Origin of the sequence: Streptomyces lincolnensis, from assembly GCF_021173675.1 — a bacterium.
GTDB classification, from domain to species: Bacteria; Actinomycetota; Actinomycetes; order Streptomycetales; family Streptomycetaceae; genus Streptomyces; species Streptomyces lincolnensis_B.
Window position 1 is genome coordinate 342,238 of the sequence record NZ_JAIHON010000012.1, and the last position, 17,686, is coordinate 359,923.

The 17,686-nt window shown below is 69.1% G+C and carries 9 protein-coding genes, 1 tRNA gene and 1 rRNA gene; 1 reads left to right on the forward strand and 10 read right to left on the reverse strand.

From position 1 onward, the window contains the following. Positions 1–50: 50 nt before the first annotated feature. The 7 genes from K4B79_RS34020 to K4B79_RS34050 all read right to left on the reverse strand — a co-directional run bounded on the left by K4B79_RS34020 (position 51) and on the right by K4B79_RS34050 (position 13,416). Complete coding sequence (locus tag K4B79_RS34020; RefSeq protein ID WP_232031173.1) at positions 51–596, reverse strand: CinA family protein; 546 nt, start codon at positions 594–596, stop codon at positions 51–53. Continuing rightward, a complete protein-coding gene (pgsA, locus tag K4B79_RS34025; RefSeq protein ID WP_232031174.1) occupies positions 593–1,405 on the reverse strand; it encodes a CDP-diacylglycerol--glycerol-3-phosphate 3-phosphatidyltransferase in 813 nt (270 codons plus the stop codon). The genes K4B79_RS34020 and pgsA overlap by 4 nt, the downstream gene beginning before the upstream one ends. Continuing rightward, entirely contained in the window at positions 1,402–2,898 is a 1,497-nt protein-coding gene (gene rimO, locus K4B79_RS34030) for a 30S ribosomal protein S12 methylthiotransferase RimO (RefSeq protein ID WP_232031175.1), read from the reverse strand. Before rimO ends, pgsA begins: the two co-directional genes overlap by 4 nt. Positions 2,899–2,991: 93 nt before the next feature. Next, positions 2,992–3,831, reverse strand: coding sequence for a helix-turn-helix domain-containing protein (locus K4B79_RS34035; protein ID WP_232031176.1), 840 nt, complete (start codon positions 3,829–3,831; stop codon positions 2,992–2,994). 234 nt (positions 3,832–4,065) lie between these two features. Further along, a complete protein-coding gene (locus tag K4B79_RS34040) occupies positions 4,066–6,780 on the reverse strand; it encodes a DNA translocase FtsK (protein WP_232031177.1) in 2,715 nt (904 codons plus the stop codon). Positions 6,781–6,904: 124 nt separating this feature from the next. Next, positions 6,905–7,585, reverse strand: coding sequence for a response regulator (locus K4B79_RS34045; RefSeq protein WP_232031179.1), 681 nt, complete (start codon positions 7,583–7,585; stop codon positions 6,905–6,907). 341 nt (positions 7,586–7,926) lie between these two features. After that, positions 7,927–13,416, reverse strand: coding sequence for a HAMP domain-containing protein (locus K4B79_RS34050; protein ID WP_232031180.1), 5,490 nt, complete (start codon positions 13,414–13,416; stop codon positions 7,927–7,929). A gap of 384 nt (positions 13,417–13,800) precedes the next feature. Between K4B79_RS34050 and K4B79_RS34055 the strand changes: the two genes are divergently transcribed. Beyond that, positions 13,801–16,554 carry a SpoIIE family protein phosphatase gene (locus K4B79_RS34055; RefSeq protein ID WP_232031181.1) on the forward strand — a complete coding sequence of 918 codons (2,754 nt, stop codon included), beginning with the start codon at positions 13,801–13,803 and terminating at the stop codon, positions 16,552–16,554. Positions 16,555–16,613: 59 nt separating this feature from the next. Here the strand turns inward: K4B79_RS34055 and K4B79_RS34060 are convergent. The 3 genes from K4B79_RS34060 to rrf form a co-directional block, all read right to left on the reverse strand. Next, positions 16,614–16,689, reverse strand: a tRNA-Thr gene (locus tag K4B79_RS34060). 95 nt (positions 16,690–16,784) lie between these two features. Then, entirely contained in the window at positions 16,785–17,447 is a 663-nt protein-coding gene (locus K4B79_RS34065; RefSeq protein WP_232031193.1) for a DegT/DnrJ/EryC1/StrS family aminotransferase, read from the reverse strand. 114 nt (positions 17,448–17,561) lie between these two features. Beyond that, positions 17,562–17,678: ribosomal RNA gene (rrf, locus tag K4B79_RS34070) — 5S ribosomal RNA — on the reverse strand. Positions 17,679–17,686 lie beyond the last annotated feature (8 nt).

Here is a 17,686-nt window from a genome sequence, read left to right on the forward strand (position 1 = left end):
CGCCGCGGCCGTGCGGGGAGCGATGTCGTGTTCACTCAGGGCTGCAAACATCAAAACCCCCCGTTCCGTTCCGTATCCTGTGCCCGCTCATTCCCAGTCGATTCGCTCACAAGCTCCGTCAGGAGCAGTGCGAGTACGCTCCGTACACTCTCCATACGAATTTCCGCGCGGTCGCCGTTCAACCGCAATGCGGTCACTTTCCCGCCACCCGACGTGCCGGACGCACCCTCGAAGGGTCCGTCGACGGCCACGAAAACCGTCCCGACGGGCTTCCCGTCCTGCGGTTCCGGACCGGCGACTCCGGTGGTCGCGATGCCCCAGTCGGCGTCGAGCGCTTTGCGCACTCCGGCCGCCATCTGGGCCGCGACCTGCGGATCCACCGCTCCGCGTGCGGCCAGCAGAGTGGCATCCACACCCAGCAGTCGATGCTTGAGCTCGGTGGCGTAGGCCGTCACCGAGCCCCGGAACGCCTTGGACGCCCCAGGGGCCGCTGTGATTTCCGCCGCAACCAGTCCGCCGGTGAGCGACTCGGCGACAGCGAGCGTCTCGCCCTTCACCGTCAGTAGTCGTACCACTTCGGTGGCCGGGGAACTCACGCTTCCGTCTCCTCCAACGCCGCCTCGCGCTCGGCGATTCCCTGCCGGCGCAGCACAATGGCTTGTCTCACATAGTCGAGCCCGGTCGCCACGGTCAGGACGACCGCCGCAGCCATCACCCAGAACCTCAGGGTGGCCAGCGGCCCCGTCAGCGCCAGGACGTACATCCCTACGGCCACGCCCTGCGTGAGGGTCTTCAGCTTCCCGCCGCGGCTCGCCGGAATGACGCCGTAGCGGATGACGAGGAAACGCAGCAGCGTGATCCCGAGTTCCCGGCCGAGGATCACGGCGGTCACCCACCACGGCAGATCGCCGAGCGCGGACAGGCAGATCAACGCCGCTCCCATGATCGCCTTGTCGGCGATGGGGTCGGCGATCTTCCCGAAGTCGGTGACGAGGTTGTAGGTCCGGGCCAGATGCCCGTCGAACAGGTCGGTGATCATGGCGATGGCGAAGGCCGCCCAGGCGAGCGAACGCCACGCCGGGTCGTATCCGCCGTCGGCCAGCATCAGCGCGACGAAGCCCGGCACGAGGAGCAGCCGGAGCATGGTCAGCAGATTGGCGATGTTCCAGACACTGGCCTGGTTGACGGCCGCGGCCGTCAGCTTCCCGCCCCGCGCGGACCTGGCACCGGAATCACCGCCGGAGACGCCGGAGACCACGGCACCGGAAGCCCCCGAGACGGCGGCAGCCCCAGAAGCCCCGGAGACCGCACCGGTGGCGGGAACGGCCCCCGCGGCCGTCGCGCCCGGGGCCGCGCCTTTGGCAGCCGAGGAGCCACCCGCGGCGGACGCCGGAACTCCGGTCATCTGCCCGCCTCCTCACTACACCCGAGCGAGCCCTCGAGCGGCTCGGCCACCAGGTCGACGCCTTCGGTACCGACCACCTTCGCCTCGACCATACGACCGACACGCAGTCCCGCGCCGCTCGTGAGCAGCACCTGGCCGTCCGTCTCGGGCGCCTGGTGCTCGCCCCGGCCGTACACGCCCTCGTCGTCCACCGATTCCACGAGCACCTGGACGGTCTCGCCCACACGCTCCTCGGCCCGCTGGGAGACGAGTTCCTCGGCGAGTCGGGAGACCCGCGCGAGCCGCTCGGCGACGACGTCCTCGTCGAGCTTGTTGTCGTACGTCGCCGCTTCGGTGCCCTCCTCGTCGGAGTACCCGAAGACGCCGATGGCGTCCAGCCGCGCGCCGTTCAGGAAGCGCTCCAGCTCGGCGAGGTCGGCCTCGGTCTCGCCGGGGAAGCCGACGATGAAGTTGGAGCGCACTCCGGCCTGGGGGGCCTTGCTCCGGATGGTGTCGAGCAGTTCCAGGAAGCGGTCGGTGTCGCCGAAGCGGCGCATCGCGCGCAGCACACCAGGGGCGGAGTGCTGGAAGGACAGGTCGAAGTAGGGCATGACCTTGGGCGTGGAGGTCAGCACGTCGATCAGCCCGGGCCGCATCTCGGCCGGCTGGAGGTAGCTGACCCGCACCCGTTCGACGCCGTCCACCTCGGCGAGCTCGGGCAGCAGGGACTCCAGGAGGCGGATGTCGCCGAGGTCCTTGCCGTAGGAGGTGTTGTTCTCGGAGACCAGCATGATCTCCTTGACGCCCTGCTCGGCCAGCCACCGCGTCTCGTTCAGGACGTCGGAGGGGCGGCGCGAGATGAAGGAGCCGCGGAAGGACGGGATGGCGCAGAAGGAGCAGCGCCGGTCGCAGCCGGAGGCGAGCTTCACCGAGGCGACCGGGGAGCCGTCCAGACGGCGCCGCAGGGGCGCCCGGGGGCCGGAGGCCGGAGCGAGGCCCTCCGGAAGGTCGGCAGGGGCCGCCTGGGGCTCTTCCACGGCCGGCCCGTGCCCCGGCAGCGAGACGGAGGCGGCCGACCCCTGCCGCTCGGCGGGGCTGATCGGCAGCAGCTTGCGCCGGTCGCGCGGGGTGTGCGAGGCGTGGATGCCGCCGTTCAGGATGGTCTGGAGGCGGTCGGAGATGTCGGTGTAGTCGTCGAAGCCGAGCACACCGTCGGCCTCCGGGAGGGCCTCGGCGAGGTCCTTGCCGTACCGCTCGGCCATGCAGCCCACCGCCACGACGGCCTGGGTTCTGCCGTGCCCCTTGAGGTCGTTCGCCTCCAGGAGGGCGTCGACGGAGTCCTTCTTGGCGGCCTCGACGAATCCGCAGGTGTTCACGACGGCGACGTCCGCGTCCGCGGCGTCCTCCACGAGATCCCAGCCGTCCGCCTCCAAACGGCCTGCGAGCTCCTCCGAGTCCACCTCGTTGCGGGCGCAGCCAAGAGTGACAAGTGCGACGGTACGGCGTTCAGGCATGGGCTCAAGACTACTTTGTCTCACTGACAGCCCACGTCGACGGGGTTGGCCGATCTTGGCCAACCCCGTACCGAACGCGTCCGAAGGGATCCCTCAGCCCGCCTGGGGGTCGCCCTTGGTGTACGTGAGCCGTTCCACGGCACCCGGCTCCCAGTCGTCGTCGATCTTCTTGCCGTTCACGTACAGCTGGATCGCCCCGGCGTCGCCGAGGACGAGGTTGATCTTCTCGCTGTCCTGGAAGGTCCGGGACTCGCCCTGCTCGAGCAGACCGTCGAACATCTGTCGGCCGTTGTGGTCCTTGGCGTGGATCCAGCTCTTGCCGTCGGCGGCGGTGACCTGGACGGTCACCTTGTCCTGGGGCGCGGCGGCGATCGCGCTGTCGGAGGGCGCGGGCTTCGGGGCCTCGGGCTTGTCGTTCTTCGGCGTGGGCGAGGGAGACGTGCTGGTCGAGGGCTTGGATCCCTCCGCGACCTGCGTCTTCGAGCCGTCGTCGCCATCACCCTTGAACGCGGTGAAGCCGACGAAGCCGACCACGGCGACGATCGCGGCGACCATGGCGGCGGTCCAGTTCGGCCCGCGCCGCTCCGGACGGATGCGTTCCGCCTCGAACAGCGGTGCGGCCGGCGTGGGAGCCGGACGGCCGCCGTGGGCGTCGTCGTACTGGGCCAGCAGCGGGGCGGGATCGAGGTGGACAGCCTTGGCCAGCGTGCGGATGTGCCCCCGCGCGTACACATCCCCACCACACGGAGTGAAATCGTCCGCCTCGATGGCGTGCACGATGGGGAGGCGGACGCGGGTGGCACTACTGACATCGTCGACGGTCAGCCCGGCCGCGATGCGCGCCTGTTGGAGGGCGCGGCCGATGGAGGGGCGGGCTTCCTCACGGTCGTCTTCGAACGGACGCTCGTCTTCAGGGGAGTTGCCGATGGACACGGGGGCGCCTTTCGAGCGTTTTAGCCGCCTGTGCTGGAGGTTCAGTCTATGGGGGGTACGAAAGGGTGAGGCAACCGGGCGGTGGGACTTTGTACGCCATCGGTATGGCCGGACACGCCGATGGTGGGGCAGCAGCATTTCGCTTCCCTCAACTTGACGTACGCCGAAGGGAAACGGTTGCTCAATGATCCCTTACGGGTGGGTCACGATCGAACACCCGCCTTGGCCTTCTCTTTAAGCCTCCCCGCGGATCACCGCGAGCACTCCGTCCAGCTCGTCAGGCTTCACAAGAACATCACGAGCCTTTGAGCCTTCGCTCGGTCCGACGATCCCCCGGGACTCCATCAGGTCCATGAGGCGCCCGGCCTTGGCGAAGCCGACCCGCAGCTTGCGCTGGAGCATCGAGGTCGACCCGAACTGGGTGGAGACGACCAGCTCGGCCGCCTGGCACAGCAGGTCGAGGTCGTCGCCGATCTCCTCGTCGATCTCCTTCTTCTGCTTGGTGCCCACGGTGACGTCGTCCCGGAAGACCGGCGCCATCTGGTCCTTGCAGTGCTGGACGACGGTGGCGACCTCCTCCTCGGTCACGAAGGCGCCCTGCATACGGGTGGGCTTGTTCTGCCCCATCGGCAGGTACAGGCCGTCGCCCTTGCCGATCAGCTTCTCGGCACCGGGCTGGTCGAGGATGACCCGCGAGTCCGCGAGCGAGGAGGTGGCGAAGGCCAGCCGCGAGGGCACGTTCGCCTTGATCAGACCGGTGACGACGTCCACCGACGGCCGCTGCGTGGCCAGCACCAGGTGGATACCGGCCGCGCGCGCGAGCTGAGTGATGCGCACGATCGCGTCCTCGACGTCCCGCGGCGCGACCATCATCAGGTCGGCGAGCTCGTCGACGATCACCAGCAGATACGGGTACGGCTGGAGCTCCCGCTCGCTGCCCTCGGGCGGCTTGACCTTGCCGTCCCTTATGGCCTGGTTGAAGTCGTCGATGTGCCGGTAGCCGTACGCCGCCAGGTCGTCGTAGCGCAGATCCATTTCCCGTACGACCCACTGGAGCGCCTCGGCGGCCCGCTTCGGGTTGGTGATGATCGGCGTGATCAGGTGCGGGATGCCCTCGTAGGCGGTCAGCTCGACGCGCTTGGGGTCGACCAGGACCATCCGGACGTCCTCGGGTGTCGCCCGGACCATGATCGACGTGATCAGGCAGTTGATGCAGGACGACTTGCCGGAACCGGTCGCACCGGCGACGAGGACGTGCGGCATCTTCGCGAGGTTGGCCATGACGTAGCCGCCCTCCACGTCCTTGCCGAGCGCGACGAGCATCGGATGGTCGTCCTCCGCGGCGGCGGCCAGGCGCAGCACGTCGCCGAGGTTGACCATCTCGCGGTCGGTGTTCGGGATCTCGATGCCGACGGCCGACTTGCCGGGGATCGGGCTGATGATCCGTACATCGGGGCTGGCGACGGCGTACGCGATGTTCTTGGTCAGCGCGGTGATCCGCTCGACCTTCACGGCGGGACCGAGCTCGACCTCGTAGCGCGTGACCGTCGGCCCGCGGGTGAAGCCGGTGACGGCGGCGTCGACCTTGAACTCGGAGAAGACGTTCGTCAGCGAGGCAACGACGGCGTCGTTGGCGGCACTGCGCGCCTTGCCGGGGCCGCCGCGCGTGAGGAGGTCGAGCGAGGGCAGCGCGTAGGTGATGTCGCCGGACAGCTGGAGCTGCTCGGCGCGCGGCGGCAGGTCGCGGGGGACCTCGGGCGCGGCCTTGGTGAGGTCCGCGACGCCCGCGTCCAGCTTCTCCTGCCTGGGCCGCGCCGCCGGCGACGGCACGGGACTCGGGGCCGGGGTGGGCGTCGTCTCCTCACGGTCCCCGACGGTGACGCCCTGGGTGAGGTCGGCGACGATCGGCGAGGGCGGCATGCCGTGCATCACGGCACCGTCGAGCGCGGCGGCGGCCGCCGCGGCGACGTCCACGGCGTCCATGGAACGGCCCATGTCGGGCTGCGGCACCGCGGAGCGCCGGGGGCGGCCACGACGCCGCGAGAGGGCCTCCTGCTCCGCGCTGTCGGGGTCGTACGCCTCGGGGGCGGAACCGCGCCTGCGGGTGCGGGCAGGGAGCGCCTCGCGCCACTGGTCGTCGTAGCGCTCGTCGTCCTCACCGAGCTCGTCCTCGGCCGGGTCGTGCACGACGCCGAGCCGCACCCCGAGCTCCCGCAGCCGTCGCGGGATGGCGTTGACCGGCGTGGCCGTGACGACCAGCAGCCCGAAGACCGTGAGCAGCACGAGCAGCGGTACGGCGAGGACCTCGCCCATCGTGTACGTCAGCGGGGTCGCCGCTCCCCAGCCGATGAGCCCGCCGGCGTCCCTTATCGCCTGCATGCCCTCACTGCGGGCGGGCGAGCCGCAGGCGATGTGGACCTGGCCGAGCACGCCGATGACGAGCGCGGACAGACCGATCACGATGCGGCCGTTGGCCTCGGGCTTCTCGGGATGCCGGATGAACCGTACGGCGATGACCGCGAGCAGTATCGGCACCAGCAGGTCGAGCCGTCCGAAGGCGCCGGTCACCAGCATCTCGACGAGGTCGCCGACGGGACCGCGCAGGCTCGACCAGGTACCGGCGGCGACGATCAGCCCGAGGCCGAGCAGCAGCAGCGCCACGCCGTCCTTTCGGTGGGCCGGGTCGAGGTTCTTGGCGCCCTGCCCTATGCCGCGGAACACGGCGCCGACGGCGTGCGCCAGCCCGAGCCAGAGCGCTCGCACGAGTCGGTAGATGCCCCCGGTGGGGCTGGGCGCCGGCTTCGGCGGCGCGGCCTTCTTCGCCGCTGCCTTCTTGGCGGGCGCCTTCTTCGCGGGTGCTTTCTTCGCTGCGGCCTTCTTCGCCGGAGCCTTCGCGGCGGCAGCCTTCTTCGCCGGCTGCTTCTTGGCTGCGGAGGGACGTGAGGCCATGGAGGTGAGGTTACCGGTGGAGAAGGCAGCGGACACGTGTGCCCACTGCTTCACCCGTTCGTGTCGCCCGTGAAAAGGCACGGAAGTGACGCACGCTCATACGCAACGGCACCCGTGTCACGCGTCAGTTCTGCGACGGCACCGTCGGCGAACTCCCGGTGCCCGGCTCCAGCGCGTCCAGCGCCCGCCGCAGTCCGGTGAGTTTGCGTTCGAGATGGGCCGCGGTGGCCACGGCCGCCGCGTCCGCGGACTCGTCGTCCAGTTGCTTGGAGAGGGCCTCGGCCTGCTCCTCGACCGCCGCCAGGCGCGCCGAAAGCTCGGCGAGCAGCCCCGCCGGCTCCTTCGTGTCGCCGACCGCGGCCTTGCCGCCGCCCTCCAACTGGAGCCGCAGCAGCGCCGCCTGCTCCCGCAGTTGGCAGTTCTTCATGTACAGCTCGACGAAGACGGAGACCTTGGCGCGCAGCACCCAGGGGTCGAACGGCTTGGAGATGTAGTCGACCGCGCCCGCCGCGTACCCGCGGAAGGTGTGGTGCGGTCCGTGGTTGATCGCGGTGAGGAAGATGATCGGGATGTCCCGGGTCCTCTCCCGCCGCTTGATGTGCGCGGCCGTCTCGAATCCGTCCATGCCCGGCATCTGGACGTCCAGCAGAATGACCGCGAAGTCGTCCGTGAGCAGTGCTTTGAGCGCTTCCTCCCCGGACGATGCCCGCACCAGCGTCTGATCGAGCGCAGAGAGGATGGCCTCCAGCGCCAGCAGATTCTCCGGCCGGTCATCGACCAGGAGGATCTTGGCCTTCTGCACCATGGCCCGCCCTCCTCGCCCCGGCGTGGGGCCTCCCCTGTCCGCAGGACTTGGGGTGACGCCGACCGGCGCCGCCCCAGGGGACGACTCCCTTTCGCCGCCCGTCCTTGTGCCGGTCATCGTAGCCGCACCCCGCCCGTCGCCACACCCTGTCACCGCGATGTCACTGTGCACGTAGCAGAAACGCAGCAGGAGACCAGAAGGTTCCCCGAATCCCGTACTTCTACACGATGTCGGCCACCCTGAGTCAGCAACTCGGGGCACCTGACGAAGGTTCCCGCCACATGGTCACGAAGTCCCGACAAAGCCCGCGCCTCCCCGTCACTCGCCACCCGTTCCGGCCCTCACTCACCGCGCATCCACTGCTGCATCACGGTCAGCAGATGATCCGGGTCGACCGGCTTGGTCACGTAGTCGGAGGCGCCCGATTCGATCGCTTTCTCCCGGTCGCCCTTCATCGCCTTGGCGGTCAGCGCGATGATCGGCAGTCCGGCGAACTGCGGCATCCTGCGGATCGCCGTGGTCGTCGCATAGCCGTCCATCTCGGGCATCATGATGTCCATCAGGACGACCGCCACGTCGTCGTGCTGCTCCAGGACCTCGATGCCCTCGCGGCCGTTCTCGGCGTACAGCACGGACAGACCGTGCTGTTCCAGGACGCTGGTCAGCGCGAAGACGTTGCGGATGTCGTCGTCGACGATGAGCACCTTCTCCCCGCCGAACCGGATGCCCCGGCGCGACTTGGGCGCGGACTCCTGCTCGGTGGCCGTGGGCCACCCCTCCTGCTCCGCGTGCCGCTGCTCGATCTCCTGAACGGGCCGCCGGCGGCGCCGGAAGAGCGCGGCCGCTCCGTTCTGCGTCTCCCGGTACGAGCGCACCTCGGCCGGGGTCTCGACCTCCACGTCGGACAGCTCCGTCGACAACTGGGGCAGCCCCGAGGCGGACGCCACCAGGTCGCCGGCCTCCAGGGAGGGCATGGCCTGCTGGTAGCCCTGCGGCGGCAGTTCACTCGGGTGCAGCGGCAAATACAGCGTGAAGGTCGAACCACGCCCCGGCTCGCTCTGCGCGTGGATCTCACCGCCGAGCAGCTGGGCGATCTCCCGCGAGATCGACAGCCCGAGACCGGTGCCGCCGTACTTGCGGCTGGTCGTCCCGTCCGCCTGCTTGAACGCCTCGAAGATCACCCGCATCTTGCTGGCCGCGATGCCGATACCGGTGTCGGTCACGGAGAACGCGATCAGGTCCGCGTCCGCGTCCCGCAGCGAACCGGTCTCCAGCAGCTGCTCCCTGATCGCCATCGGCACGTCCCGTCCGGCGGGCCGGATCACCAGCTCGACCGCACCGGAATCGGTGAACTTCACCGCGTTGGACAGCAGGTTGCGCAGCACCTGCAGCAGCCGCTGTTCGTCGGTGTGCAGCGTGGCGGGCAGTTCCGGCGAGACCCGTACGGACAGGTCGAGGCCCTTCTCCGCGGTCAGCGGCCGGAAGGTGGCCTCCACGTAGTCCACGAGCTGCACGAGCGCGATACGCGTCGGGGAGACGTCCATCTTGCCCGCCTCGACCTTCGACAGGTCGAGGATGTCGTTGATCAGCTGGAGCAGGTCGGATCCGGCACCGTGGATCGTCTCGGCGAACTCGACCTGCTTCGGCGAGAGGTTGCCCTCCGCGTTGTCGGCGAGCAGCTTGGCCAGGATCAGCAACGAGTTCAGCGGCGTCCGCAGCTCGTGCGACATGTTGGCGAGGAACTCGCTCTTGTAGCGCATCGACACCGCGAGCTGCTCGGCACGCTCCTCCAGGACCTGCCGCGCCTCCTCGATCTCGGTGTTCTTCACCTCGATGTCACGGTTCTGCTGGGCCAGCAGCTCGGCCTTCTCCTCCAGCTCGGCGTTGGACGCCTGGAGGGCCTTCTGCCGGTTCTCCAGCTCCGCCGACCGCTCTCGCAGTTGCTCGGTCAGCTCCTGCGACTGCTTCAGCAGCACCTCGGTCTTGGTGTTGACGGAGATGGTGTTGACGCTGGTCGCGATCATCTCGGCGATCTGGTTGAGGAAGTCCTTCTGGATCTGCGTAAAGGGAGTGAAGGAGGCCAGCTCGATGACGCCGAGCACCTTGCCCTCGAACAGCACCGGAAGGACGATCACTTGCGCGGGCGGCGCCTCGCCGAGGCCCGAGGAGATCTTCAGATAGCCGCTGGGCGCGTTCTCCACCAGGACCGTGCGCTTCTCCTGGGCGGCCGTCCCGATGAGCGCCTCACCGGGCCGGAAGGACGTCGGCATGGATCCCATCGAGTAGCCGTACGACCCCAGCATGCGCAGCTCGTACGCGTCCTCGCTCTCGGCGCTGATGTCCTTGCCGTCCAGGAGCGGCATCGCGAGGAAGAACGCGCCGTGCTGCGCGGACACCACCGGCGTCAGCTCGCTCATGATCAGCGAGGCCACGTCCGCCAGATCTCGGCGGCCCTGCATCAAGGCGGAGATGCGGGCGAGGTTGCCCTTGAGCCAGTCCTGCTCCTTGTTGGCGATCGTGGTGTCGCGCAGGTTGGCGATCATCTTGTTGATGTAGTCCTGGAGTTCCTGGATCTCCCCGGACGCGTCCACGTCGATCTTCAGGTTCAGGTCGCCGCGGGTCACCGCGGTCGCCACGCGCGCGATGGCACGCACCTGCCGGGTCAGGTTCCCGGCCATCTCGTTCACGGACTCGGTCAGGTCCCGCCAGGTGCCGTCGACGTCACGCACGCGTGCCTGGCCGCCCAGCTGGCCTTCCGTGCCCACCTCACGGGCGACCCGGGTGACCTCCTCGGCGAAGGAGGACAGCTGGTCGACCATCGTGTTGATCGTCGTCTTGAGTTCGAGGATCTCGCCCCGGGCATCGATGTCGATCTTCTTCGTCAGGTCACCCTTGGCGATGGCCGTCGTGACCATGGCGATGTTCCGCACCTGGCCGGTCAGGTTGGACGCCATCTGGTTCACGGACTCGGTGAGGTCCTTCCAGGTACCGGCCACACCGGGCACCCGCGCCTGGCCGCCCAGGATGCCGTCCGTGCCCACCTCGCGGGCCACCTTGGTGACCTGGTCGGCGAACGAACTCAGCGTCTTCACCATGGTGTTGAACGTGTCGGCGAGCTGCGCGACCTCGCCGCGCGCCTCGATCGTCACCGTCCGGGTCAGGTCGCCGTTGGCGACCGCCGAGGCGACCTGGGAGATGTTCCGCACCTGCACGGTCAGGTTGTTGGCCATGAGGTTGACGTTGTCGCTCAGGTCCTTCCAGATGCCCACGACACCGGGCACATGCGCCTGTCCGCCCAGGATTCCCTCGGTGCCCACCTCACGGGCCACCCGGGTCACCTGCTCGGCGAAGGACGACAGCTGGTCCACCATCGTGTTCACGGTGCTGACGAGTTCGAGGATCTCGCCCTTCGCGTCGACGGTGATCTTCTTCGACAGGTCGCCCTTGGCGACCGCGGTCGTGACCTCGGCGATGTTGCGCACCTGGATGGTCAGGTTGTTCGCCATGCCGTTCACGGACTGCGTGAGGTCCTTCCAGGTGCCGGAGACACCCTGCACCTCGGCCTGGCCGCCGAGGATGCCGTCCGTGCCCACCTCACGGGCCACCCGGGTGACCTCTTCGGCGAAGGAGGACAGCTGGTCCACCATCGTGTTCAGGGTGTTCTTCAGCTCCAGGATCTCGCCGCGCGCGTCCACGGTGATCTTCTGGGACAGGTCACCCCGGGCCACCGCCGTGGCGACCTGCGCGATGTTGCGCATCTGGTCCGTCAGGTTGGACGCCATGCCGTTCACGGAGTCGGTCAGATCCCGCCACACACCGGCCACGCCGGGCACCTGCGCCTGGCCGCCCAGGCGGCCCTCGGTGCCCACCTCACGGGCCACCCGGGTCACCTGGTCGGCGAAGGCGGACAGCTGGTCGACCATCGTGTTGATGGTGTTCTTCAGCTCCAGGATCTCGCCGCGCGCGTCGACGTCGATCTTCTGGGACAGGTCACCACGGGCCACGGCCGTCGTCACCTGGGCGATCTGCCGCACCTGCGAGGTGAGGTTGCCGCCCATGAAGTTGACGGAGTCGGTGAGTTCCTTCCACGTACCGGACACCCCCGGTACGACGGCCTGACCGCCCAGCCGGCCCTCCGTGCCCACGTCCCGGGCCATCCGCGTCACCTGGTCTGCGAAGGACGACAGCTGGTCCACCATCGTGTTCACGGTGTTCTTCAGCTGGAGCATCTCGCCCGAGACGTCCACGGTGACCTTCTGCGACAGATCACCGTTGGCCACGGCCGTCGTCACCTGCGCGATGTTCCTCACCTGTCCGGTGAGGTTCCGGAACGCCGTGTTGACGGAATCCGTCAGGTCCTTCCACGTACCGGCGGCCCCGAGCACCTCCGCCTGGCCACCCAGTTCGCCCTCGACGCCGACCTCGCGTGCCACCCGCGTCACCTCGGCACTGAACGCGGACAGCTGGTCCACCATCGTGTTGACGGTGTTCTTCATCTCCAGCATCTCGCCGGCCACGTTGACGGTGACCTTCTGCGACAGATCACCGCTGGCCACGGCCGTCGTCACCTGCGCGATGTCCCGCACCTGCGTGGTGAGGTTCCTGAAGACCGTGTTCACCGAATCGGTGAGGTCCTTCCACACACCGGCCACACCGGGCACCTGCGCCTGACCGCCCAGCTTGCCCTCGGTACCCACCTCGCTGGCCACCCGCGTGACCTCGTCCGCGAAGATCCGAAGCGTCTCGGTCATCTGGTTGATCGTGTCGGCGAGCTGCGCGATCTCGCCGCGCGCCGAGACCGTCACCTTCTGGGAAAGGTCACCGCTGGCGACCGCGGTCGTCACCTGGGAGATGCCCCGCACCTGGGCCGTCAGGTTGCCGGCCATCAGGTTCACCGAATCGGTGAGGTCCTTCCACACACCGGCCACACCCGGCACCTGCGCCTGACCGCCCAGCTCGCCCTCGACGCCCACCTCACGCGCGACGCGGGTCACCTCGGAGGAGAACGACGACAGCTGGTCCACCATCGTGTTGACGGTGTTCTTCAGCTCCAGCATCTCGCCGGCCACATGAACCGTGACCTTCCGGGACAAGTCACCCTTGGCGACTGCCGTGGTCACCAACGCGATGTCCCGCACCTGGGCCGTCAGCCGGTACGCCATCGTGTTGACGGACTCAGTCAGATCCTTCCAGGAACCGGACATACCGCGCACCCGCGCCTGACCGCCCAGCTTGCCCTCGGTACCCACCTCACTGGCCACACGCGTGACCTCGTCGGTGAACGTCGACAGCTGGTCGACCAGGTTGTTGACGGTCCGCCCGACCTTCAGGAACTCCCCGCGCAACGGATGCCCGGTACCGTCCGGCGCCTGCGTCCGCAGCTCCATACGCGGCGACAGATCACCCTCGGCCACCGCGGACAGCACCCGGCTGACCTCGGAGACAGGCCGTACGAGATCGTCGACCAGCGCGTTCGAGTTGTCGATCGCCGTCGCCCAGGAGCCCTCACAGGCGCCGGTTTCCAGCCGTTCCGTGAGCTTTCCCTCACGGCCCACCATGCGCCGCACCCGGGACAATTCGCCCGTCAAATGCAGATTACGGTCGGCGACCTCGTTGAAAACCGCCGCGATCTCGGTCATCACGCCGTCGCCGGACACCGTGAGCCGCTTGCGGAAGTTCCCGTCGCGCATCGCCACGAGAGCCACCAGCAGCCGGTCCAGGGCAGCCGAGTCCACCGTGGTGGTACCGCCTCGCGCCTTGCGCTGGTTACTTGGGGACTGCCCGCCCTTCGAGCGCGTCTTCGTGCCCCGCGTCGCTGCGCCAGACTCCACTGTGTCCCTCCCGCAGGGGTCGACCGTTACTGCTGTGTCGGGTACTACTGCTCGGCGTACCGGTTACTGCTGTTACTGCTGCGTATTCCTGCCCGATCCATCAGGTCACACCCTGGGGCTGCTGCCCACCATGTGCAAACCACACCCAGCCTGCCAGTACCTTCACCAGAAGCTTGCCCAGTGTTTCACCCTGGCTGAACCAGGCCATAACAGTTCGGCAGCTTCGCACATCGTCCGCACACCCTCCGGACGGAAACACTGCGGACCGGCATCCGCGTGGACGGGGAAGGTAAGTAACCTTGCATGCGGCTGTCCAGCCGAGCCGGTCCGTCCGGCCTGGGCGGTGGCACGAGCACGAGCGGGCATCGGAGGGCGGCCGCACACATGACCACCGGACTGATCCCCGGGGGACAGCCCCCGGACCCCCGGCCGACGGGCGGCCTGCCGCATCAGCGGCAGGAGCCGCCGGTCGACCAGGCAGCCCTGCACGCCGACAACCGGTCGAGGAGTTCTGTGATCACCGCGCGCGCGGCCGCCAGCTTCGAGCCCGTCGGGCGATCGGTCGCGAGCGCCCGCTCCTTCGTCCGCGACACCCTCCAGGGCTGGGGCTTCGCCGACATCGTCGACGACGCCGTCGTCCTCACCAGCGAACTGGTGACCAACGCCGTGGTGCACGCGGGCACGTCCGCGGACGTGTTGTGCCTACGGAGTGACGACGGCGTACGGATCGAGGTCGCCGACCGCTACCCGGAACGCGAGATCCCCCTCCAGGGCCAGGCCGTCAACATGGGCAACCCCGACCGCGAGGGCGGCCGCGGCCTCCAGCTGTGCGCGGCCCTGTCCGGCCGCTGGGGCGTCGAGTACACCCCCACGCACAAGCAGGTCTGGTTCCAACTCGACCTCCCCGAACGCCCGGTGGGCACCCGCGCCGCGGGCCCCTCCCTCCCCGCCGACCTCCTCCCCCTCGCCGACGGCCGCGTCCGCGTCGCCGTCGTCCAGATCGACCGCACGGGCGCCATCACGTCCTGGAACGAGGACGCCGAGGAACTCTTCGGCTACACCGCCGACCTGATCATCGGCAAACCGCTCACCGACCTCGCGGCCTGGCCGCACACCCCCGGCACCAGCACCGGCATCGCCGAGGCCCTCCGCCTCTCCCGCTGGGAGGGCAGCTACGGCATAAGGGACTCCAACGGCCGCGTCACCTCCGTGTACGCCTCCCACCTGCGGGTCCGCGACACCGCGGGCGAGCCCTCCACGGTCTGCCTCCTCGTCCGCGACCACGAACGGGCCGTACTCCAGACGCCGTTGCGGGTCCCCGCCGACTCCACGTCCTCGTCCGACGGCCAGAGCACCGACCCCTTCGAGGTGTTCATCGGCTCCCCGGCCCCGGACGACCTCGACGGCCTCCTCCAGCGCACGGTCGAACGCGCACGCGACATGCTCGACGGCGACTCCGCCTTCCTGCTCCTCGCCACCGACGACGAGACCGAACTGGAGGTCCGCGCCTCCACCGGCCTGCCCTCCGCCCGCCAGCGCTTCGCCCGCGTCCCCGTGGAGGCGGGCCCCGGCCGCTACGGCTCGGCCCGCATGCCGGCCGTCCACGACGACCTCACGGCCGTCCCCGGCGCCGTCCCGCTGCTGAGCGGCACCGGCATGCGCTCGGTCGTCACCGTCCCCCTCAAGGTCGAGGGCCGCCTCACCGGCTCCCTCGGCGTCGCCGCCGAGTCCCCCGGCAGATACTCGAACGAAGAGGCCCTACGGCTCCAGTTCGCCGCCGACCGCATCGCGCTGGCGGTCGAGTCGGCCCGCCTGGGCGAACTGGAACGCCTGCGCCGAGGCTCGCTCAGCTTCCTCGTCGAAGCCTCCGACCTCCTCGCCGGCACCCTGGACCGCGACCAGACCCTCGCCCTCATGGCGCAGATGACGGTCCCCACCCTCGCCACCTGGTGCGCGGTCTACACGATCGCCGACCAGGCCTCCGACCCCTACCTGTCGTACGTCCTGCACGAGGACGAGGAACTCATCGACGGCATCAAGTCGTTGCTGTCGAAGATCCAGCCTCCGGACCCGGTCCCCACCCCCGGCGCCCGCGTCTGGTCGGCCCCCGGCGAGGCGGCCCACCAGGCGGCCCTGCGCAGCTCCATGCGCAGCCTCGGCCTCAGTGGCGGCCCGACCCACCAGATCGCCTCCGGCATCGGCCCCACGCTCGCCACGGCCTCCGCCGTCGGCGGCGAGACCGTCGTCCTGCCACTGGTCGCGCGCAACCGCGTCATCGGCATGCTGACCCTCGGCAAGCCCACGGACGAGCACTTCCGCCAGGAAATCCTGGAACTGGCCGAGGACTTGTCCCGCCGAGCCGCCCTGGCCCTGGACAACGCCCGCCTCTACTCCGAGCGCACAGCCATCAGCCAGTCCCTCCAGCGCAGCCTCCTGCCGCCCGAGCTCCCCGAGATCGGCGGCGTCGAGGTCGAGGTCATCTACCGCGCGGCCGGCGAGGGCAACGAGGTCGGCGGCGACTTCTACGACCTCTTCCCCATCCGCGACGGCGCCTACGGCTTCGCCATCGGCGACGTCTGCGGCACCGGCCCGAACGCGGCGGCGGTCACGGGCCTGGCCCGCCACGCCCTCAGGCTGCTCGCTCGCGAGGGCCTGAGCGGCCCGGCGGTCCTGGAGCGCCTCAACTCCGCCATCCTCGACGAGGGAGCCCGCAGCCGCTTCCTGACACTCCTCTACGGCGAGCTGTGGCCCCAGGAGGACGGCAGCGCCCAGCTGAAGGTGGTCTGCGCCGGCCACCCCCTCCCGCTGCGCCTCCGCCAGGACGGCACGGTCGAACCAGCCGCGGAGCCGCAGCCGCTCCTCGGCGTCATCGAGGACCTGGAGCTCTACGAGCAGGCGGTCACCCTGGACCCGGGCGACGTCCTCCTGTGCGTCACGGACGGCGTCACCGAACGCCGCGAGGGCGCCCGCATGTTGGGCGACGACGGCCTCGCCGAGGTCCTCAGCACCTGCACCGGCCTCACCGCGGGCGCGGTCGCCGCCCGCATCATGCGCGCGGTCGAACGCTTCGCGTCGGACGCCCCCTCCGACGACATGGCGATCCTCGCGATGCGTGTCCCGGGCCTCCAGAAGGACTGACGGGAATCCACCAGGGCAAGCGAAAGGCCTCCGCCCGAAAGGGCGGAGGCCTTTTGTTCTGGAGCCCCCAAACGGAATCGAACCGTTGACCTTCTCCTTACCATGGAGACGCTCTGCCGACTGAGCTATGGGGGCCTGTCGCCCTACGAGGTTTCCCCCGCGGCAACGAAATAGATCATACCCCGAACAGACCCGTGCTCCCAACTGCGCTCACCCGGACACACGGTCCCTCAGAACGCCGGCTGAAGCAGTCCTCCCAGGGCGTTGCAGGCACCCACGATCCGCTGCATGTCCCGCTTGGTCAGCGAGGCGTCCACCGGCAGAGCGAGCGTGTCGTCGGCCGCCCGCTCGGTCTCCGGCAGGGACACACACCGACGGAACTCCGGCAGCCGATGCACGGGCGTCTTCACCGGCACCCGGCACTCGACTCCCCTGGCCCGCACGGCCCGAGCGAACGCGTCCCGGTCCGGCCGCCCATTCCCAGGCACCCGCACCACGTACTGCTGGTAGGTGTGCCCAACAGCCCCTTCAGGCGTCCGCACCCCCCTCAACTTCGCGTCGAGATAAGCGGCCCGCTCCCTGCGCTGAGCGACCTCGTCGTACGGCGCCTCGGACTCGCCCTCCTGGAGCACGAGCAGCCCGTGCCGCTCCCCCACGCCCAACAGCCCGATCATGTCGGCCGGCCGGCCGAAGCGATGGACGACGACAACGGCCGCCGTCCGCGGAGTCACGGCCGCCTCGACAGTGGAGGCGTCCAAGCAGTACGTCAGGGGATCTATGTCGGCGAACACCGGCAGCGCACCGGCCAGAACCACGGCCTCGGCGACTTCCATGTTCCCGAAGGCCGGTACGACAACCTCGTCACCGATACCGACGCCGGCAGCCCGGAGCATTGCAGCAGTACCCATGCTTGGGATGCTGAGCGCGCAACGTGAACTTCAAGTGACGCACAACAAAAAAGGGTTGGTCCCTGAACCGAAGTTCAGGGACCAACCCTTTGAATAATTGTTCGGCGGCGTCCTACTCTCCCACAGGGTCCCCCCTGCAGTACCATCGGCGCTGTAAGGCTTAGCTTCCGGGTTCGGAATGTAACCGGGCGTTTCCCTCACGCTATAACCACCGAAACACTATG